Genomic DNA, 20,613 nt, shown 5'->3' with positions numbered 1-20,613 from the left:
GTACGTAACGTTCGTACGTAGTTGGTCGGACGGACGTAAGTTAACGTAACGTAACGAAACGTAAAAGTAAATAAATAAAGACAAGACGTATCTCGTNTNCTTTTTATTATTTTCTGGGTATCTGAAATTATATCAACGATTTTTTAATATATCGACTTACTGGTAAACAACGAGATTTCTACATGAATTGAGTTTCAATCCCTCTCATAAGTTACACATTTAAAAATTTAACACAAACAGGCTCTGGCACAACAACATCAGGTTGTAAAAGTGTTAACTTTCCTGTAGATTCATTTCTTGAAAATAGTACAAGATTATGTGATTTTTCATTTGTCACAACAAGGAACTTTTCAGTAGGATCTAATACAAAGTCCCTCGGCCAATTTCCTTCTGTAGATGTATGTTCAACAAATGTAAGCTGACCTGAATTTTGATCCACACTGAAAATAGCGATACTATTATGACCGCGATTGGCTGCATACAAAAAGTGGCCATCAGAAGAAGTATGAATAGCGCTCCCTTGCGTGTTTTCATCAAATTCTTCGGGAACGGTAGAAATATACTGTAATTCTGTAAAGGATCCTTCTTCCGGATTATATGTTAACGCAATAACCTCTGAACTAAGCTCAGTCATCACATAAGCGTACTCTCCATTCGGGTGAAAAGTAATATGTCTTGGGCCACTTCCGGGATTTACAGACAAGCTATTCACTTCTATTAATGTACTATCTTTTATTTCATACGTAATTAATTTATCAATTCCTAAATCAACACCTACTACATATTTTTCATCAGGAGTATATCCCGCGTAATGTGCATGTGGTTTTTCTTGTCTTTCTTTATTCAGACCTGAACCTTTATGTGTAATAATAGAAACAGCAGGACTTACAGTTCCATTTTCTTCATTTACTACAAAAGACTCAATCGTTCCTTTATGATAATTTGCTGTAACTACCGTGTGATTTCCACTATCAACACTAATATGACAAGGAGATGCACCTTCTACTACTTGTCTGTTTTTCTCCTTCAGCTCTCCAGTATGACTATCAATCGAATAAGCAGCTATCCCGCCATTTTCGCCTTCCTTAACAACAGAATAGAGATATTGATTATTTCTATTAATCGTTACATATGTAGGGTTATCTAGCTTGGCCGCAAGTGTTACATTACTAATTTTCTTTGCTTCCGTATTTAAAGTAAACGTATATATTCCTTCGCTATTTTCTTTCGTGTAAGTTCCAACATATCCAATAAATTCTTTGTTATCCGTCATTTTCATAACCCTCTCCCTATAGTTTTTATTCATCATACTTCTTACTAAGCAGCCTAAAACTATTTTTTATTGAAAGAATATCCTAAAAAATCGGAGTACCTCTTTATACGTTACCATATTTTTCTGCAAAATAGCCTCTAAACCCATTTTTTCTGAAAAGCTGCTATACTTTCATATTCTTCCTCTAAATGACGGGACAGACGAATATAAATCGGTGTTAAATCTTTATATTTTTCCACACTTTCCATGTTTGGCTCATGATAAAAATTTGCACCCACCATTTCAGAAACTACATGTAATGTATCTATTTCACCTAGACTATATAAACCAAGGATCGCAGCTCCTAGGCAAGAGCTTTCGAAACTTTCCGGAACATATACATCTTGATGAAATATATCCGCCATCATCTGTCTCCAAAGTTCCGATCTTGCAAAACCGCCTGTCGCTTGAATTTTTTTCGGTTCGCCAATGAGCTCTTTTAAAGCAAGAAGAACTGTATACAAGTTATAAATTACCCCTTCTAAAACAGCACGAATAAGATGTTCTTTCTTATGATGCAATCCAAGTCCAAAGAAAGATCCCCGCGCATTAGCATTCCATAAAGGTGCTCTTTCTCCTGCTAAATATGGATGAAATAATAAACCGTCAGATCCAGGATTTACTTTTGCTGCTATTTCAGTAAGTACTTCATACGGATCTTTTCCTAAGCGCTTCGCAAGCTCAATCTCTGAAGTGCCTAATTGGTCTCGGGCCCACCTGAAAATCATACCACCGTTATTAACTGGTCCACCGATTACCCAATGGTCTTCAGTTAAGACATAACAAAAAATTCGCCCCTTAGGATCTGTTACAGGACGATTTGTTACAGCACGTATCGCACCACTTGTACCAATTGTCACCGCCACAACCCCAGGATCTATCGCATTTACACCTAAATTTGATAGTACTCCATCACTCGCTCCTACTACAAAGGGCGTAGAAACAAGTAGCTTCATCTCTTTTGCAAGTTCTTCATCTAATCCTATTAAGCTATGTGTCGTTGGAACAAGTTTTGAAAGCTTTTCATCTGTAACTCCTGCAACACGAAGGGCTTCCTCATCCCATTTTAAAGATTTTAAATTGAACATTCCTGTTGCTGATGCTATAGAATAATCAATTACATATTCCTTATATAACTTATAAAAAACATACTCTTTAATAGAAATGAATTTATAGCTTTTTGCAAACAATTCTGCCTGCTCATTCTGTAGCCAAACTAATTTCGAAAGTGGTGACATAGGATGAATTGGCGTTCCAGTACGAAGGTAAATTTCATGACCATTCATATCATTTTTTATTTTCTCTGCCCAACTTGCGCTTCTATTATCTGCCCAAGTGATACATCTCGTTAACGGGTTCCCCTCTTCATCTACAGCGATGACGCTATGCATTGCCGAACTAAAAGAGACACAAAGAATATCATTCGGCTGTATATTACTTGATTGTACAGTTTCTTTAATCGTATGTATCACTGCTTGAAAAATCTCTTCCGGATCTTGTTCTGCTGTTTCTGGCGTGGGAGAATGTAAAGGATATTCAATTCCGTGACTTGCAATAACAGACCCATCAATCGAAAACAAAACTGATTTTGTACTAGTTGTTCCAATATCTACACCAATCATATATTTTGAGTTCAATATGTAACCCCTTTCAAAATATTCCTATAACAAAAGAACACTCTGCAAAATCTTTCTCGATTAAATATATACTTGAGAACACCATGTTTTATAAGAAAAAAGACTCTCCCTTATGAAAATTACGTGCTAACTAACTTTACTCTCATAAGGGGGTCCTTTTCATATCTATTGTGCTATTTTGAAAATGAATCGTTTCTTTATTATATTGCCGTTTTCACGTAATAAGATGCCAAACTCCAGATTAAGTTTACAGGATGAAGTTACATAGAGCGTGGCCCTCTCTTGAAAAAGCAACTAGCGAAAACTTCACTTCATTATAATTTAGGTGCTTTCGCCCAATCCGCAGCAAACTTTTCAATACCTTGGTCTGTTAATGGATGCATAGCAAGTTGTTCAATTACTTTATAAGGAATTGTTGCAATGTGAGCACCTGCCATTGCTACACGAGTTACGTGATCTGGATGTCTGACAGAAGCCGCAATAATTTGTGTATCTAATTGGTGAACATCGAATAGTTCAGCAATTTTAGCAACTAATAATACGCCATCTTCAGAAATATCATCTAAGCGTCCTAGAAATGGAGAAACGTATGTTGCACCTGCTCGAGCAGCTAAAAGAGCTTGGTTCACCGTGAAAATAAGTGTAACATTCGTTTTAACACCTTTTTCAGTAAGGTAGCGACAAGCTTCTAATCCTGCTAGCGTCATCGGAAGTTTTATTGTAACTTTTTCATCGCCACCGTTAATTTTAATCAGTTCTTCCGCTTGGGCAATCATCTCTTCAGCTGTAACAGCATCTGGCGTTACTTCTGCCGAAACAGATTCAACTTTCGGCACTGCCTGACAAATTTCTGCAATACGGTCTTCAAACTTAATGCCCTCTTTTGCTACTAAAGACGGGTTCGTTGTAACACCAGCTAAAACTCCAAGTTTATATGCTTTTTTTATGTCCTCAAGATTTGCAGTATCAATAAAAAACTTCATGATCTATTCCCTCCATTTTTTAAACGTCAATGAGTTAATTTTTTAAGATGTTTATTTCTTTTCTACTGCATGTCCGCCAAATTCATTGCGCAGAGCTGCTACAACTTTTCCTGTAAACGTATCATTGTCTAATGAGCGGTAGCGCATTAATAGAGACATTGCGATAACAGGAGTTGCTGTTTGAAGGTCTAATGCTGTTTCTACTGTCCATTTTCCTTCACCAGAAGAATGCATAACGCCCTTAATTTCATCCAGTTTTGCATCTTTAGAAAATGCATTTTCAGTTAATTCCATTAACCATGAGCGGATTACTGAACCGTTATTCCATACTCTTGATACTTTTTCATAATCGTAGTCAAATTCACTTTTCTCTAGGATCTCAAATCCTTCACCAATAGCAGCCATCATACCGTATTCAATTCCGTTGTGAACCATTTTTAAAAAGTGCCCACTACCAGCTTTTCCAGCGTATAAGTATCCATTTTCTACAGCTGTATCACGGAAGATAGGTTCAACGATATCCCAAGCTTCTTGATCTCCTCCGATCATGTAACAAGCACCATTACGAGCGCCTTCCATTCCGCCAGAAGTTCCTGCATCCATAAAGTGAATGCCATCTTTCTTTAGTTGTTCATATCGGCGAATAGACTCTTTATAATGTGAATTACCCGCTTCAATTAAAATATCTCCTTTTGAAAGCAATGGTGTAACCTCATCAATAACAGAATCAACAACAGCGTGCGGAACCATAACCCAAAGAATTCTTGGTGATTCTAATGACTGAACAAGTTCATTTAAACTAGATACACCTGTAGCCCCATACTCTTTCATTTCTTCCACTGCACTCGTATTTAAATCAAATGCTGCTACTTCATGTTTATGATCCATTAAATTTTTCCCTAAATTTAATCCCATTTTACCTAAACCAATTAATCCTACTTGCATAATATAATTCCTCCTCAAATCATCTTTTATTAAAAATTCAATACACTACGATTTTGAATACCTTTCAGCACTGATAAGTTGATCTGTCCGGAAAGGTATTCACAGTCATAGCTTAAGAATTCAATACATTTTTTGTAATTTGAACAACATTTTCTGTCGTAAATCCAAATAGATTCATGACTTCAGCTCCAGTTCCTGAAGCTCCAAATGTTTCAATTGATAGTACTTTTCCTTCTTGTCCTACATAACGCTCCCATCCAAGAGATACACCCATCTCAAGAGATACTCGTTTCGTTACAGAAGACGGAAGAACGGATTCTTTATATTCTTTCGATTGGCGATCGAATAACTCCCAGCTCGGCATTGCAACGATGCGAACTGAAACATGATCTTCTTCTAATTTTGCTTTCGCACTAGCAGCTAAAGAAACTTCAGAACCTGTCGCAATGAAAATCACATCCGGATTTTCATTTGTTTGCGTTAATACGTAAGCTCCTTTAGAAAGATTCTCTATGTTCGCTTTCGTTTCATTAAATACCGGTAAATTTTGACGGCTAAGTACTAAAACGACTGGACCATCCGTTTGCTGTAATGCATACGCCCACGCACTCGCTGTTTCATTTGCATCTGACGGGCGGATAACTGTTAAACCAGGAATTGCCCGAAGAGCTGCTAATTGTTCAATTGGTTCATGCGTTGGACCATCTTCTCCTACAGCAATCGAATCATGTGTAAATACGTACGTAACAGGTAACTTTTGCAATGCAGCAAGTCGAATAGATGGACGAAGATAATCGTTAAATACAAAGAATGTACTTACGAACGGTTTTACTCCTCCATGAAGAGCCAGTCCATTCGCGGCCGCTCCCATTGCATGTTCACGTACACCGAAGTATATATTTCGACCAGCATACGATTCTACTGCATACACTGCTTCACCTTTTATATCTGTCATCGTAGAATGAGAAAGATCCGCACTTCCACCGAAAATAGAAGGAATCGATTTCACATAATGATTAATAGCTTCCCCACTTGCAACACGAGTGGAAATCGTTTTTTCAGTATCAAAGGATAGAATGTCTTTCGCTTCGATTAAAACCTCACCTGTAATCGCTTTTTCTAATTCATCTGCTAGTGCAGGGTTCGATTCTCTGTATACGTTGAACTGCTCATTCCATTCGTTCTCTTTTTCAATACCTTTTTGTTTCAAATCATTAAAATGAGCTGTTACTTCTTCAGGCACAAAGAAGTCTTCCTCATAATGCCAACCATACACTTGTTTTGTCGCTGTCGCCTCTTCTACTCCAAGCGGATTACCATGTGCTTTGTTTGTTCCAGCAACTTTTGGACTTCCATAACCTATAATTGTTCTGACTTCTATAAGAGTAGGTTGGTCCATATTTTCTTTTCCTAATTGAATGGCTCTTGTGATAGCATCAACATCGTTTCCATCTTCAACTCTTACATATTGCCATTGTGCAGATTCTACCCGTTTCTGAATATCTTCAGAGAAAGCAATGTTTAATTCACCATCAAGTGAAATTTCATTTGAATCATACAATACAATTAACTTACCAAGTTTCATATGTCCTGCCATTGACATCGCTTCATAAGAGACACCCTCCATTAAGTCACCATCTCCAACTAAAGCGTACGTATTGTGATCTATAATAGAGTGACCATCCTTATTAAACTTCGCTGCTAAATGAGCTTCTGCCATTGCCATTCCTACAGCATTGGCAATCCCTTGTCCTAACGGGCCTGTAGTCGCTTCAACTCCAGGAGTATGACCAAACTCAGGATGTCCTGGTGTTTTACTATTTAACTTTCTGAATTTTTTCAAGTCATCAATTGAAACATCATACCCGGCTAAATGGAGTAGGCTATATAATAGACTAGATCCATGTCCCGCCGATAATACGAAACGATCACGGTTAAACCATTCTGAGTTTTTAGGATTGTGATTTAAATGATTTGCCCATAATGCATAAGCCATCGGTGCTGCTCCCATCGGAAGACCTGGATGACCTGAATTTGCCGCATTAATAGCATCAATTGATAACGTACGAAGTGTATTCACTGCTAATTGATTTATGTTTTGTGTCATAGTAATCGTCCCCCTAAATACTTTCATCAAAGAAAGTACTTATTTTTCCGTTTCTTGATCTAACCACCATTTAAATCCACTTTCTTGCAATAATTCATTAGACGCATCTGGACCATATGAACCAGACTCATATTCATGAAGTGGTAATACGTTTTCCTCGAATGCTTCAAGAATTGGTTGTACCCATTCCCATGACAATTCAACTTCTCTCCAGTGTGCAAAGAATGTAGCGTCTCCACTCACAGCATCATGGATAAGTCTTTCATATGCTTCAGGTACTCCCACATCCGCTTGCTCGCAAGTAAAGTTAATACGGATTGGTTCAATCTCTCCATTTTTCAATGGATTTTTACTATTTAACTGTAATGAAACGTTCTCACCTGGGCTAATTTCAATTATTAATAAGTTAGGTTCTGCATTTGGATTATTATCTTGATACTGCTGTTTTAACGTATTTTTAAATTCGATTACAATACGAGTAGACTTTTCTTTCATTCTTTTGCCTGTTCGTATATAAAATGGAACGCCTGTCCAAAATGGATTATCGATCCACAAGCGAGCAGCAACAAATGTGTCTATGTTAGAAGAAGGATTTACTCCTGGCTCCTTTTTATATGCTACAACTTGCCCGCCTTTTATCTCTCCTGCAGAGTATTGGCCGCGAACGATATGGTTCTGAACATCTTCTTTTTTCACTTTACGAAGCGTCTCCATTACCTTTCGTTTTTCCTCTCGAATTTCACATGCGTTAATCTTTTCCGGCAGATTCATAGCAGTCATCATTAATATTTGTAACATATGATTTTGAACCATATCACGAATTGCTCCTGCATGATCATAATATCCTGCTCTTTCTTCAACCCCAACTGTTTCACTCGCTGTGATTTGTACATTCGCTATATGTTCTTTATTCCAAATCGATTGGAGAACAGGATTTGCAAATTCTAATGCTTCAAGGTTTTGAATCATCGGCTTACCTAAATAATGATCAATACGGTATATCTCATCTTCTTCAAACGTTCGACTAAGCTTATCATTAAGCTCACGAGCAGATTTAAGATCGTGCCCGAACGGTTTCTCAATCATCAAACGTTTCCATCCATCCGTTTTATCGAGTCCGCTTTCCTTAATATTTAAAGCAATTGTCTCGAAAAATTCAGGTGCAACTGAAAGGTAGAACATTCTATTACCTTTTATGTTTAGTTCTTCTTCCCTTTCACGAACGACTTGTAATAATCTCTCATAGTCTTCCGGCTTACTCACATCTAATGGACAATAACGAAAATTATCTAAAAAACCTTCGAGTTCTGGAGTACCTGCTTCTCTATGACGGGAAAACGTCTCTATTGATTCTTTTATTCTTTTTTGAAAATCTATATGAGATACTTCACGTCTTCCAAGCCCAATAACGGATATTTGCTTTGGAAGCTTTTGATCTCTATATAAGTTATATAGTGCGGGGTAAATTTTACGTTTCGCTAAGTCCCCTGTCGCTCCAAATAAAACAAAGGTCATTGATTCCAATTTCAGTCCCCCTCTTGTTGTATAATCCTGGTCAATATATTAGAAATGAATTGTACAGAAGCCCATGTTTTATAAAAAACAAAGAGTTATCAAATTCCAATTCTTTTTTATACCTTTCGCTTTCTAATTGTCCCCAATATTAATAGTGCCAATTCAAAGCATTTCTACCACAACTTACTTATTTATCGAACTTAACAAACTAATGTATATTCAATTACTTTTAGTAATTAAATAACCTTACGTCTAGTATATTAACTATATAAATTACTATCGTCAATAAAAATGTCTCGAAATAAAGATTCTTTATTTCGCAATAGTTTTTTTGTGTATTCCTAGTTACCATCCATTTTCAAAGATAATGATCAATACAATAAATATCAGCTTTATCAAAACTTTTAATTACCTTCGTATTTAGCTCACGAGCAGATTTTACATTATGACCAAAAGGCTTTTCTATAATGAGACGGTTCAATCCTTTTGTAGCCCACAATCCACTTTCCTTAATATTTAAAGCAATTACATCAAATACTTCTGGTATAACAGATAGGTAAAACATGCGATTTTTAGGAATGTTTAATTCTGTTTCACGCCTCTTTACAAGACTCAACAAATCTTGATAGTCCTCTATATTCGCTGTATCTAATTGACAATAACGAAATGTGCTAATAAATTCTTCTACTCCTGATTCGTCATCAGTAGATATTCTAGAAAATGTAGCAAGGGATTGTTCTACCTTTGTTTGAAATTCCACATCTGACATTAACCTTCTGCCAATACCGATAATCGAAATAGATTGCGGTATATTTTGATTACTAAATAGTTTGTATAAAGCCGGATACATTTTGCGTGTCGCTAAATCCCCTGTCGCTCCGAATAAAAGAAATGTCATTGAATCCATTACTTGTTCATTTCCATCTCTTGTAATACATTTTTATCTCCATATTGCATAAGTCCTATCACCTTCATTCTTTATACTCCTTTACAACGCAGGGAAATGAGGTAGTACTTCTTCTCCTAGCTCATCCAATACTTCGTCAGCCGGGCGTTGACCATCAAATAGAGCAAGGAATAAGTGATTCACACCAATACTTCGGTATATATCAAGTAATTCAATTAGTGCCTTACGCCCTGTACGGTAACCTAAACGTATTGGTGTAGGTCGTTCATTTGGATCTTCGGATAAGTCTAAATGCATCGGTTGTATAAATGGTTTGAATACATCTTGATGATAATCCTCTACTAGTTCTCGCCATTGTCCAATTGCTGCTGCCTGATGTACCGGACTACGTGGGTAATACATCCATCCATCGCCATGTTCAGCGAACCATTCCATATTTTGCTGACTAAAACCTGTGATAAAGGTTGGAACGTGCTTAGACGGTTTTGGAACTAAATTCGCTCCATGCACTTCTCCTAGCGTCGACTGGATAGATGGGAAGTTTTTATACAAAATCTCTTCCAAGTAAGCAAACGCTTCTCTAAACTTTTCACCTCTTGTTTCATGACTAACACCTAACGCTTTAAAATCAGCACGTCTGTCACCGGATGAAACGCCAAGCATAATTCTTTCTGGAAATAGTTGATCCAATGTCGCAACTTCTTTCGCCACACGCAATGGATGACGAAGTGACAATACAGTTGCCGACGTTCCAAATGCGATTTTCTCTGTTTTGCTTGCTAAATACGTCAAATAAATCATCATATCGTAAATTTGACCTGTTGCAGGATCGCCAAAGTCAGGATCTTGTAGCAAAACATCTCGAAGCCATACGCCTGTAAAACCGTATTGTTCTGCTTTTTGTACTAACTCTACTTGTTTTTCCATCGTTGGAGCATGAAACTGATAATTTTCAATCGGAATGTGAACTCCTAACGTAAGTTGATCTTTCGCAAACATACGATTATATCCAAAATGATTCGCAAACTTTTCCATGTGTTTCACTCACTCTCCTTCATTCATATAAATCTATAGTTTTCTTTACTTTTCATATTTCTTCTCAAAACTCATAGACAATGCTGTAACACCACATTGTTGCCGATTGTAATCGTTATAACTTTCTTTATGCTACGAGTGTTATTATAAATCGGTCATAACATGAATAACAGTACGTACTTTAAAGTGATGTAGGCACTTTTAAGTACCTATACTAAGTGAGTAATAATAAAGTGAAACTTTAATCAGTGGGGGTTTTGTTCATCCCCCACACTGATTATTAGCCCTCACCAATCGGGCTTTTACGGGCAGCCCGACCCCCACATAACTTCTTTGCTTCCGCTGAACTTTGAGGTGGGGGTCTTACTGCCCGGCAAATAGCGGGATAAACGTAATTACTAAATCATGCTGCAAAAATAACATCTATCCTTTCTTCAAAAAGCTTTACAGTTGCTTTTGCAAGTGCGTTACATCATTTCACACACTTTACTCTTCTTTATATAAGATTCTCACTAGCCAAATTCAAAATATTATACTTATTTTTTGTGCTTTGCTATGCTATAACCACGAACAGGAGGTAATAAACAATGAAAGCACAAATTATCCATTCTTTTGGGGATTCATCTGTATTTCAATTAGAAGAAGTTTCAAAACCGAAAACTTTACCAGGTCATGTTCTCATTCATGTAAAAGCAACTAGTGTAAATCCAATCGATACAAAAATGCGTAGTGGTGCCGTTTCAGCAGTCGCTCCTGAGTTTCCAGCTATATTACACGGAGATGTAGCTGGTATTGTCATTGAAGTAGGAGAAGGTGTTTCGAAATTCAAATCTGGGGATGAAGTATACGGATGTGCCGGAGGTTTTAAAGAAACTGGAGGTGCACTTGCAGAATTTATGCTTGCTGATGCACGACTGATTGCTCACAAACCTAACAATTTAACAATGGAAGAAGCAGCTGCTCTACCATTAGTTGCAATTACAGCTTGGGAATCTTTATTTGATCGTGCAAATATTAAACCTGGTCAAAATGTTCTCATTCATGGAGCTACTGGTGGCGTAGGACACGTAGCCATCCAATTAGCTAAATGGGCAGGTGCTGAAGTTTTCACAACAGCTTCTCAGCAAAATAAAATGAAAATAGCTCATCGTCTAGGAGCCAACATAGCTATTAATTATAAAGAAGAATCTGTTCAAGAATATGTGCAAAAACATACGAATGGCAACGGATTTGAAGTTATATTTGATACGGTAGGTGGCAAAAATCTCGATCATTCTTTTGAAGCTGCTGCAGTCAATGGAACTGTCGTAACAATTGCAGCTCGTTCAACCCATGACCTCTCTTCTTTACACGCAAAAGGACTTACTCTGCACGTTACTTTTATGGCATTAAAAATATTACATACAGATAAACGTGACGCTTGCGGGGAAATTTTAACTAAACTAACTCAAATAGTAGAAGAAGGAAAACTTCGTCCATTGCTAGATTCTAAAACGTTTACGTTTGATGAAGTCGAACAAGCACATGAACATTTGGAGTCGAATAAAGCAATAGGTAAAATAGTATTGAAAAACGTTTGGTAACTATAACTCGATAATAAAAATAACGATTCATTCATGCGGTTTAGCTTATTAAGCTTAATGCATAGATTAATTGTACAAATGTTAAACAAGGCGATCAAAAATGATCGCCTTGTTCTTTTTAAAAATATAATAGTGTTTTTCGGATTTCATCAATAGCATATCCCTATCCCTCAAAAGAGCGAATAACTCTGCTATAACTAGACCACATTATTACATTTGAATATTACTTATGAAATTTCACACGCTCTTCAAGCGGTTGGAATTCTTTTTCTCCTGGTGCAGCTGTTGGATTACCAAATGGCATTTGTGCAATTAGTTTCCAATTAGCAGGAACATTCCATTCTGTTTTCACTTCATCATCAATTAATGGATTATAATGTTGTAAAGATGCCCCTAATCCCTCTGCTTCTAATCCTGTCCACACGACTAATTGATGCATACCTGATGCTTGGTGTGACCAAATTGGGAAGTTTTCAGCATATGCAGCAAATTTTTCTTGAAGCGATTTAACGATAGCCTCATCTTCAAAGAATAGTACTGTTCCATAACCTGCTTTAAAGGAATCCATTTTTTGTTGCGTTCCTGAAAAATCTCCATCTCCAACTACTTTTCTTAAAGTTTCAGTTGTAATATCCCATAATTTATCATGAGCTTCACCAAATAATACAACTAATCGCGCAGTTTGAGAATTGAAAGCTGATGGAGTATGCTTCACAGCAAACTCCACGATTTCTTTAATTTTTTCATCCGATACTTGTACCTCTTTATTAATCCCATAGTAAGTACGTCTTTCTTTCAGTGCAGTGTAGAAATCTTTTGTCATAATTCATTTCCTCCTGAGTTTTAATATTCTTCAAAATGATCCATCGTGAAGATAATATGCGTTTAAATTCGTTCATTTTTGAATCATTGAACTCCATAACACCAATTTGCCATTCATACTGAATCTAACTAAACTGCTTCATTTAAACCACTTCAGTTCACCTAAAAAACGTCTTATAACATCATTGATACAATCTAGTGATCATTCGATACTATTTTATCCATTCTCTATTAATATATCCTGCGTGTTTCATATTTACACAAATATAACTTTAACCAGCAAAAAAGCCAGGTGGCATGAATAACGCATTACCTGGCTTTTTACATTTTCAATTTAAATTCAACTAACCATTCTTAATGAATAGTAGTAAAAACTATACTCATTGCTTATTTAATAATTAACATCTCATAAGGATGTTGTTCCATAAATCTATTCTCCCAAGGAATCTCTAATGATGTCCAATTTGAACCACCGTCTACTGACTGATACACTCCTTTATTGCTAAACAGATAAAACGTTCCATCACTTGTTCCCTTTAATACTGGTATGATTGTGCCTTTAGGAGTTGGTAAACCTGCATTCATTTCTGCCCAAGGTTGATCTTTTTCTTTCTTATAAATAAATGATTCACAATTTCCATTATTGTAATCATGCGCTACGTGTGGATTTGAAGATGTTGCGATAATAATATTTTCTTGATCATTTGGGTTAACTGCCATTTGATATGCGTAATGATGCTTTAGCCCACTACACATATAGTTCCAAGTCTTACCTCCATCATTACTCTCCGCATATTCTTGACCTGGTTCTTTCAAGAATGAATCACCTAACACCCCGTATAAACGATTTGGAGCATTGCGATGCGATTTAAGAATGTGAATATCTTGAGGATAGTTCCCCTCTTTTTCCTCAGTCCACGTCATACCGCCATCTACACTTTTAATTAATCCCCCAACCTCAATCGTTGTATAAATAGTTTCTGGATTATTAGCATCAATTTCAATATGTTTTACGTGGTGCGTATATGTTCTTTGAGGAAAGAACCATGATGAATACGATGGCATTTGTCGATAATCCGTTAGCAATTCAAAACTGTCTCCTCCATTTTTGGATACAAACATTGCGCTCGGTTCAGTTCCTACATATACGATCCCGTTACGGTCATCACCCTTCGCTGGAGATACAGAAACCGCTGTAATAGCTCTCATATGAATAGCATTAGCTGGGAAAACTTCACCAAATGAAGGTAACGTACCAATCGCTTCCCATGAACTTCCTCCATCTTTGCTTCTCCATAATCCCCTATCAAAAGTACCACAATACATTCTTTCTGGGTCGTATGGATCTAAAGCTAAAGCAACCGGATTAGCACCTACAAACTGCGAGTGGACGCTCCATGATGAATCTGTTTTTTCTGCAATTACAAGTTCTCTATCAAACGCTAATATGAATTTTTCCATAACTAAAATCTCCTCGTTTCATAAATTTTTTACTATATTATTTAAATTTTGAACATTACAAGTTAAGAAATGATATTTATATGCTATAGCATATAAATGATAAATTATATAAGGAATATGTGATAATAACTTACCTTATATAATTTGTTAACTTCACATCAGTACGATGAACAAGATATCCTGTTAAATCATATAAGCCCATATGCCACCTCCAAACAACTTATAATATACATGCTATAGCATACATTTTATAGAATGCATTATTTTATGTCAAACTTTATACTATTTTAAAATCAGTTTTCCACATAACCTAAAACAATTCAAAAGTCATAAACAGAAACACTTTATTGAATAGAAACTATAAAAAAAGAGCGCAATTTTTTGCACTCTTTTACTCATTTCTATTAGAAATCAAAGTTATCAGGATCTGGACCAACGCGGTGATTTTGATTTAACGCATCGATTTTTTCCATATCTTCTTTCGTTAATTCAAAGTTAAATACATCAGCGTTTGCAATAATACGGTGTTCTTTCGTTGATTTTGGAATTGTAATAACTCCATTTTGTAAGTCCCAACGTAGGATAACTTGCGCTGTTGTTTTACCGTGTTTATCAGCAATTGCTTGTAATGTTTCATTATCTAATAATTGACCTTGCATTAGCGGTGACCATGCTTCCATTTGAATACCTTGTTCTTTACAGAAAGCTTGTAATTCTTTTTGCGTTAAACGTGGATGGTATTCCACTTGGTTAATCATTGGCTTAATTTCAGCATCTTTTATTACATCTTGCAAGTGATGGATTTGGAAGTTACTTACACCAATTGCACGTACGCGCTTTTCTTTATAAAGTGTTTCTAACGCTCTCCACGTATCTTTATATTTTCCTTCTACAGGCCAGTGAACAAGATATAAATCTAAATAATCTAGTTTTAATTTTTTTAAGCTCTCTTCATATGCAGCAATTGTTTCTTCATATCCTTGATCTGCGTTCCATACTTTTGAAGTGATAAATAATTCTTCTCTTGAAATTCCAGTCACTTCAATACCAGCACGGATTCCTTCACCTACAGCTGTTTCATTTCCGTAAATCGCCGCTGTATCGATGCTGCGGTATCCTGCTTTAATCGCTGATTTAATTGCTTCTACAAGTTCTGGTCCTTCTTCTACTTTAAATACACCTAAACCGAACCAAGGCATTTCTACACCATTATTTAATACTGTTTTACTTTGTAAGTTTTTCATTTTATTTTCTCTCCTTTTATCCCGCTATTTGCTGGGCAGTAAAATTCACACTTCAAAATTCGGCTGAAGCAAAGACGTTAAGTGGGAAATAAACTGCCCGTAAACGTCCAATTGGTGAGGGCTAATAATCATTGGTAGAAGAACACTCCCACTGATTAAAGTTTCACTTTATTTTACTTGATCTCTTTTTTCTAATGTCATACTCCATGCTGTTAAAATAACAGCACCTACTACCATAATGCCGCCTACCCAAGCCGTATGAATTAACCCTAACGAGTTCGTTACAATACCGCCTAAGTAAGCACCAAGAGCAATCCCAGCATTAAACGCCGCAATATTAATTGCCGATGCAACATCGACAGCACTCGGTACAAATCGTTCAGCTAACATTACGACATATACTTGTAACCCTGGAACATTCATAAATGCGAATAGTCCCATGAAAATAATTGTAATTAACCCAGCTACTTTAAATGGCGCTGTAAATGTTAAAACAAATAATATAATCGCTTGAATAAAGAACATGTAAAATAGCGCTCGAATTGGATTATGATTCGATAATTTCCCGCCAATCACATTCCCTATCGCAATGGCGATTCCATACACTAATAAAATGATAGTAACCGTATTTGCTTTAAATCCTGTTACCTCTTGTAACAACGGAGATAAATACGTAAATGTTACGAATGTCCCCCCATATCCTAATGCAGTAATGATGAAAACTAGTAACAGTCTTCCATTCGTAATCAATTTAAATTGATCGCGGAATGATACAGACGTACCTTTTTTCATATTCGATGGAATGAGAATACTATTTGCGATTAAGGCAATAATTCCAATTACTACAATTGCTAAAAATGATGTTCTCCAGCCAAATTGTTGACCAATAAATGTTCCAATTGGTGCCCCTGTAATAGTCGCAACCGTTACGCCCGTAAACATAATTGCAATCGCGCTAGCACGTTTATTTTCTGGTACAAGTGCCGCAGCAATCGTTGAACCAATTGACATAAACACACCATGCGAAAGTGCAGAAACGATTCGCGCAATAAGTAATACAGTGAAGCTTGTTGCTACAGCTGCTATTCCGTTACCAATAATGAAAATAATCATAATCCACATTAATAACGTTTTTCGTGACATATTAGCTGTTAATGACGTTAATACCGGAGCACCAAACGCTACGCCTAACGCATATAAAGAAACTGTTAAACCAGCTGTTGTAACCGAAACATGTAAATCTTCCGAAATAGATGGTAATAAACCGACACTAACAAATTCAGTTGTCCCAATCCCGAACGCACTAATTGCTAGCGCTAATAGCGCTAATATACTTCTTCGATTCGTCTGAACTTCTGAATACGTTGCTGTATATGAATTCAATTGAGTTTCCCCTCTTCCCTATAATTCCCATCATAATAGTGCGATAAAAAGGCCCTTTTATCTTCTAAAAAATATATTTAATCTCTACAAACGCTATTATGAATGGTTTCATTCTCTTTTTAAAGAACGCACTTTAAAGTACTATAGGCACTTTTTAGTATCGTACTTCTCGCTTTTCTCTTGCATGTACTATTATGAAATACATTTAACATAATGAATAGTACGTACTTTAAAGTGCTGTAGGTACTAAAAAGTAACATTTACATAACCTAGCTTATTTTGCTCAAAATTGAAATCTACATTCAACAATGAAGAGTTTCATATGGAGAAATACACTCTTCCTGTAGAGGCAACTTTAGAGGATATCGATTAAAAATGGAAAAACAGTGCTATCCGAAGAATAGCGTACAACCGGACATAGAATATTCTTTAACTGATTACAATCAATCTTTAGATTCTATACTAGATTCTCTTATCCTTTTCATCTAGAAAAGGGTGAGAATACACTCATGCTCATTACCGCAGACAAATAATAAAAAAGGCAAAAACGAACAGAAATATGTTCATTTTTTCCTTTTTATTTAATCATTAAAATGTACGACTTTTGGAAAGAAAATCTTCATTGGCTCCCGTTACACCACTTTGCCCCCAGTTTCCTGGAATCATTTCACGGATAAGAATAAGGACTTTATCCAAAGGTGCATGAGTATATTTAGATGTTAATTGTGTAAGTTCGTTTACCCACTTATCCTTTGTATCTTGATCAAATGTATTCCATATATCAATCTTAATAATAGCCATCCCATCAACGTTACGACCCGGTGTATCGTAAGACTCTTTTGTCTCCCAATTGGACACCCTACTTTTCTCGGCAAAGGTAGCATCACTTGCTACAGCCCCAGCTTTCCCCCAATTTTCTTTCTCAAGTTCCGTTATCAACACTTGAATTTTGTCAGGGACAATTTTTAATAGGTTTATTGTAAGTTCCGTTACATTATAAATGAATTCCTGCTTTTCTTCTGTTGACATGGTTGGCCAAGTATTTAGTTCAATTAATGGCATAGTATTGCCCCCTAAAGTTAATTATTTATTCACTACAACTATTGGTTCAAATGATTTTTAACTGCTCTTACTACCAATTCGTGATCTACTTCTGGCGGTAATCCTGAAACTGTTATCATTCCAATAACCCCTACGTTTTTTATTCTGATAGGAAAGCATCCACCAAACGCAGCATATTCCGAAGTATCTAAAAGATATTTTTCATTATATGAAATTCCAGTTATTTCACTTTGTATCTGCATATAATACGAGCTACGATCATGCAGGGAAACGACTCGTTTTTTACGCTCAATCCATTTCGTATTTTCCTCATTTGTCCCTGTCATCTTGAAATGAAATAATTGCACACCATTTTTCGTTATATCAACAGCAATCAATTTCCCCTCTCGCTTTGCTGTTTCAACGATAAATAAACCTAGTTGCAAGGCATCTTCATTTGTAAAAGAGGAAAATTGAAGTGTTTCCTCCTCTTTTAAAATTTGTTTACTTATTTCATTCAAATTTGAAGTACTCATATCTTTAACCTCCATAATTGTTTTATGCCACTGCGGCATTTTTTGAAATTATTAGGCCATATAGTACAACCTTTCAATCAATCTGCTTCTAAATAAACTGCTGTAACATCGTTGGTAACTAGTACCGTAAAGCTTGTTTTCTTCTTACTGGTGCTATTATGAATGATATTCAAAGTTATAAAAAGTACGCACTTTAAAGTGCTATAGGTACTTTAAAGTACTATTCTACTTATCCCTATCTTACAGAGACTATTATGAAATATATTTAACATCTTAAAAATGTATGTACTAAAGAATAATATTTTTCATATCAAACTTTTTTGCTTAATGGCTGTAATTCAAATTCATCAAATTTTTGTATCAAGACAAATGAAAAATAAAAAGAACCTAGCCGATACTAGATTCTTTTCCGATCAAAAAACACTCTTATATTTCTCGTGTGTTGTTACAAACGACTTAGAATAGAACTCCTACTAAAGGCTCATTTTAATTACAGTAAAAGATTGGTGAAACAAATACACTACACCACCTAAAAATAGGAGGCAACAAAAATGAGTGAAAAAACAGCAGGATTCTCACAAGTAAATCACGTCGGAATTACAGTAAGTAATTTAGAAAAATCTATCGTTTTTTATGAAGCATTAACAGGTAAGAAAATATCAAACATCGATGAAATTGGCGGAAAGAGAATGGCGCAAACCCAAGGACTTGAAGATACTCGTATTAAATATGCCAACCTACACTTAGACAATTTGAATATCGACATTCTAGAATACGTTGTCCCTAAATCAGATAAAGCCTCTTACTCAAATGATCAAATTAGTGCGATGCACCTTTGTTTTGAAGTAGAAGATATCGATGCCGCTGTAGAACGTCTAAAAGCAATTGGAATAGAACCAGATGGAGAACCTATTGTCTTCCAAGAAGATGATGGCTTGAAATCTGGATTTGGTACAGGTGTTGCCTACTTCCGTGATCCAGATGGTACTAATTTAGAGCTAATTGCTCCAAAAGGTCCATTTAGACGTGACTAATTGCAATAAGCTGCCCATTTGGACAGCTTATTTACATAATTATCGTTATTGGCAGTGAAATGACTTTACACATCTAAGCTATTGATGATAGATAATATTTGATGAATGGAATTATTTAAAACCAAAGGATTGATTTTACAGAAACTTAAAAATACAAATAGATATTATATTTATTATAATTTTTAAACTCCCCCATTAACTAGCTCTTTTATCGAGTTTAATTTTGAAGAAAGCTCAATAAACCATTCTTCATCCCCTGTTAATAATGCTAAATCTATAAGATAAAGAATTTGCTCCTTATTGATTACCTTTGATTCAGGGAGTTTGTTAACGTGTTTACTAAAGAGTAAAATCGCTTCGTTTATTGTGTACTTGTCGTCACGTTTCACAATGCTAACTGTAACTACATCTTCCACTTTATCAAGGGATACAATGTAACCAACTATGAATTCACCCTCATTTGATATTCCACGAACCCAATCTCCTACTTTTAAAACTTGATTATTATTTGACATCATAATTTTTCACCTTCTTATAAATATTTTTTGTGACGATATAAAAGATATAAAAACGAAATTGAACTGTAATATTTTTCATTACATTTAAGTGTTAAGAACTCACGGCTATATAATCTTTAAGCCGCTTAACGTTCTTGATTAATAAGATCAACAACTTCTTTCATTGTATAATTCTTTAAGTATTCACCTAGATGCTCTTCCGCGCCTAAGAAAATGGCAAAAAGAACTTTTCGCATGTTCGATCCTACAACACACTGATCATTCGATTCCGGACACTTCGGCTGCAATGCACCTTCAGAGGTTATTTGATAAATATGCCAGAGATTAACTTCACTTAAATCACGAGCGAAAATAAAACCTCCACCAGTTCCCTCTTTTGATTGTATGAACTTATGTTTTTTTAACAAACTTAGCACTTTGCGAATGCGTACTGGATGAACACCTGCACTTTCTGAAATAGCACTACTTGTTGACATCCGGTCTGGCTGTAAAGCTAAATAAGTTAAACTGTGAATGGCCAAGGTAAAGTCGCTGTTCATTGTTTTCCTCC

General features: G+C 35.9%; 18 protein-coding genes. 2 read left to right on the top strand and 16 right to left on the bottom strand.

Features of this window, described 5'->3' with window-relative positions; translation table 11 throughout:
* Window positions 1–211: 211 nt before the first annotated feature.
* The 8 genes from CDB3_RS07845 to CDB3_RS07810 form a co-directional block, all read right to left on the bottom strand.
* Window positions 212–1,279, bottom strand: coding sequence for a lactonase family protein (locus tag CDB3_RS07845; protein WP_483861145.1), 1,068 nt, complete (start codon window positions 1,277–1,279; stop codon window positions 212–214).
* A gap of 131 nt (window positions 1,280–1,410) precedes the next feature.
* Window positions 1,411–2,934: a gluconokinase gene (gntK, locus tag CDB3_RS07840; protein ID WP_128854014.1), complete on the bottom strand. Its 1,524-nt coding sequence runs from the start codon at window positions 2,932–2,934 to the stop codon at window positions 1,411–1,413.
* Window positions 2,935–3,263: 329 nt separating this feature from the next.
* Complete coding sequence (gene fsa / locus CDB3_RS07835) at window positions 3,264–3,932, bottom strand: fructose-6-phosphate aldolase (protein ID WP_000667676.1); 669 nt, start codon at window positions 3,930–3,932, stop codon at window positions 3,264–3,266.
* A gap of 51 nt (window positions 3,933–3,983) precedes the next feature.
* A complete protein-coding gene (gnd, locus tag CDB3_RS07830) occupies window positions 3,984–4,877 on the bottom strand; it encodes a phosphogluconate dehydrogenase (NAD(+)-dependent, decarboxylating) (RefSeq protein WP_128854009.1) in 894 nt (297 codons plus the stop codon).
* Between the two features lie 112 nt (window positions 4,878–4,989).
* Window positions 4,990–6,984 carry a transketolase gene (tkt, locus tag CDB3_RS07825; RefSeq protein WP_128854008.1) on the bottom strand — a complete coding sequence of 665 codons (1,995 nt, stop codon included), beginning with the start codon at window positions 6,982–6,984 and terminating at the stop codon, window positions 4,990–4,992.
* 39 nt (window positions 6,985–7,023) lie between these two features.
* Window positions 7,024–8,508, bottom strand: a complete 1,485-nt coding sequence (zwf, locus tag CDB3_RS07820) for a glucose-6-phosphate dehydrogenase (protein WP_128854007.1) — start codon at window positions 8,506–8,508, stop codon at window positions 7,024–7,026.
* A gap of 349 nt (window positions 8,509–8,857) precedes the next feature.
* Complete coding sequence (locus CDB3_RS07815) at window positions 8,858–9,406, bottom strand: glucose-6-phosphate dehydrogenase (protein WP_128854006.1); 549 nt, start codon at window positions 9,404–9,406, stop codon at window positions 8,858–8,860.
* Between the two features lie 81 nt (window positions 9,407–9,487).
* Window positions 9,488–10,441 carry an LLM class oxidoreductase gene (locus tag CDB3_RS07810; protein ID WP_128854013.1) on the bottom strand — a complete coding sequence of 318 codons (954 nt, stop codon included), beginning with the start codon at window positions 10,439–10,441 and terminating at the stop codon, window positions 9,488–9,490.
* Window positions 10,442–11,028: 587 nt separating this feature from the next.
* Here CDB3_RS07810 and CDB3_RS07805 point away from each other — a divergent pair.
* Entirely contained in the window at window positions 11,029–12,024 is a 996-nt protein-coding gene (locus CDB3_RS07805; RefSeq protein ID WP_128854005.1) for a zinc-dependent alcohol dehydrogenase family protein, read from the top strand.
* A gap of 223 nt (window positions 12,025–12,247) precedes the next feature.
* On the opposite strand, the gene CDB3_RS07800 is transcribed toward CDB3_RS07805, so the two are convergent.
* From CDB3_RS07800 to CDB3_RS07770, 6 genes are all read right to left on the bottom strand, one after another.
* Window positions 12,248–12,847, bottom strand: coding sequence for a nitroreductase family protein (locus CDB3_RS07800; RefSeq protein WP_128854004.1), 600 nt, complete (start codon window positions 12,845–12,847; stop codon window positions 12,248–12,250).
* 386 nt (window positions 12,848–13,233) lie between these two features.
* Window positions 13,234–14,307 (bottom strand): WD40/YVTN/BNR-like repeat-containing protein, encoded by a 1,074-nt coding sequence (locus tag CDB3_RS07795; protein ID WP_128854003.1) that lies wholly within the window; start codon window positions 14,305–14,307, stop codon window positions 13,234–13,236.
* A gap of 404 nt (window positions 14,308–14,711) precedes the next feature.
* The gene (locus tag CDB3_RS07790) at window positions 14,712–15,551 is read right to left on the bottom strand and encodes an aldo/keto reductase (RefSeq protein WP_128854002.1); all 840 of its coding nucleotides are present in this window, start codon (window positions 15,549–15,551) and stop codon (window positions 14,712–14,714) included.
* 168 nt (window positions 15,552–15,719) lie between these two features.
* Window positions 15,720–16,934, bottom strand: coding sequence for an MFS transporter (locus CDB3_RS07785; RefSeq protein WP_128854001.1), 1,215 nt, complete (start codon window positions 16,932–16,934; stop codon window positions 15,720–15,722).
* A gap of 588 nt (window positions 16,935–17,522) precedes the next feature.
* On the bottom strand, window positions 17,523–17,996 hold the full coding sequence (locus tag CDB3_RS07775) for a tautomerase family protein (RefSeq protein ID WP_071771902.1): 474 nt from the start codon (window positions 17,994–17,996) through the stop codon (window positions 17,523–17,525).
* A 38-nt stretch (window positions 17,997–18,034) separates the two neighbouring features.
* A complete protein-coding gene (locus tag CDB3_RS07770; protein WP_128854000.1) occupies window positions 18,035–18,550 on the bottom strand; it encodes a heme-degrading domain-containing protein in 516 nt (171 codons plus the stop codon).
* Between the two features lie 512 nt (window positions 18,551–19,062).
* On the opposite strand from CDB3_RS07770, the gene CDB3_RS07765 reads away from it, so the two are divergent.
* The gene (locus tag CDB3_RS07765) at window positions 19,063–19,545 is read left to right on the top strand and encodes a VOC family protein (protein WP_071747489.1); all 483 of its coding nucleotides are present in this window, start codon (window positions 19,063–19,065) and stop codon (window positions 19,543–19,545) included.
* Between the two features lie 182 nt (window positions 19,546–19,727).
* On the opposite strand, the gene CDB3_RS07760 is transcribed toward CDB3_RS07765, so the two are convergent.
* Both CDB3_RS07760 and saiR read right to left on the bottom strand, forming a co-directional pair.
* Entirely contained in the window at window positions 19,728–20,063 is a 336-nt protein-coding gene (locus CDB3_RS07760) for an IDEAL domain-containing protein (RefSeq protein ID WP_071747490.1), read from the bottom strand.
* 125 nt (window positions 20,064–20,188) lie between these two features.
* The gene (saiR, locus tag CDB3_RS07755; protein ID WP_071747491.1) at window positions 20,189–20,602 is read right to left on the bottom strand and encodes an Rrf2-family transcriptional regulator SaiR; all 414 of its coding nucleotides are present in this window, start codon (window positions 20,600–20,602) and stop codon (window positions 20,189–20,191) included.
* Window positions 20,603–20,613: the final 11 nt, after the last annotated feature.

It is taken from the genome of Bacillus sp. CDB3, assembly GCF_002081505.1.
GTDB lineage: Bacteria > Bacillota > Bacilli > Bacillales > Bacillaceae_G > Bacillus_A > Bacillus_A cereus_AT.
The sequence above is the reverse complement of the archived record's forward strand: the minus strand, read 5'-3'. Positions and strand labels throughout refer to the sequence as shown.

Coding starts and splice junctions, on each gene's coding strand:
- CDB3_RS07845 (WP_483861145.1), bottom strand. CDS start 1,279: ATGAAAATGACGGATAACAAAGAATTTATTGGATATGTTGGAACTTAC.
- gntK (WP_128854014.1), bottom strand. CDS start 2,934: ATGATTGGTGTAGATATTGGAACAACTAGTACAAAATCAGTTTTGTTT.
- fsa (WP_000667676.1), bottom strand. CDS start 3,932: ATGAAGTTTTTTATTGATACTGCAAATCTTGAGGACATAAAAAAAGCA.
- gnd (WP_128854009.1), bottom strand. CDS start 4,877: ATGCAAGTAGGATTAATTGGTTTAGGTAAAATGGGATTAAATTTAGGG.
- tkt (WP_128854008.1), bottom strand. CDS start 6,984: ATGACACAAAACATAAATCAATTAGCAGTGAATACACTTCGTACGTTA.
- CDB3_RS07815 (WP_128854006.1), bottom strand. CDS start 9,406: ATGGATTCAATGACATTTCTTTTATTCGGAGCGACAGGGGATTTAGCG.
- CDB3_RS07810 (WP_128854013.1), bottom strand. CDS start 10,441: ATGGAAAAGTTTGCGAATCATTTTGGATATAATCGTATGTTTGCGAAA.
- CDB3_RS07805 (WP_128854005.1), top strand. CDS start 11,029: ATGAAAGCACAAATTATCCATTCTTTTGGGGATTCATCTGTATTTCAA.
- CDB3_RS07800 (WP_128854004.1), bottom strand. CDS start 12,847: ATGACAAAAGATTTCTACACTGCACTGAAAGAAAGACGTACTTACTAT.
- CDB3_RS07795 (WP_128854003.1), bottom strand. CDS start 14,307: ATGGAAAAATTCATATTAGCGTTTGATAGAGAACTTGTAATTGCAGAA.
- CDB3_RS07790 (WP_128854002.1), bottom strand. CDS start 15,551: ATGAAAAACTTACAAAGTAAAACAGTATTAAATAATGGTGTAGAAATG.
- CDB3_RS07775 (WP_071771902.1), bottom strand. CDS start 17,996: ATGCCATTAATTGAACTAAATACTTGGCCAACCATGTCAACAGAAGAA.
- CDB3_RS07770 (WP_128854000.1), bottom strand. CDS start 18,550: ATGCCGCAGTGGCATAAAACAATTATGGAGGTTAAAGATATGAGTACT.
- CDB3_RS07765 (WP_071747489.1), top strand. CDS start 19,063: ATGAGTGAAAAAACAGCAGGATTCTCACAAGTAAATCACGTCGGAATT.
- CDB3_RS07760 (WP_071747490.1), bottom strand. CDS start 20,063: ATGATGTCAAATAATAATCAAGTTTTAAAAGTAGGAGATTGGGTTCGT.
- saiR (WP_071747491.1), bottom strand. CDS start 20,602: ATGAACAGCGACTTTACCTTGGCCATTCACAGTTTAACTTATTTAGCT.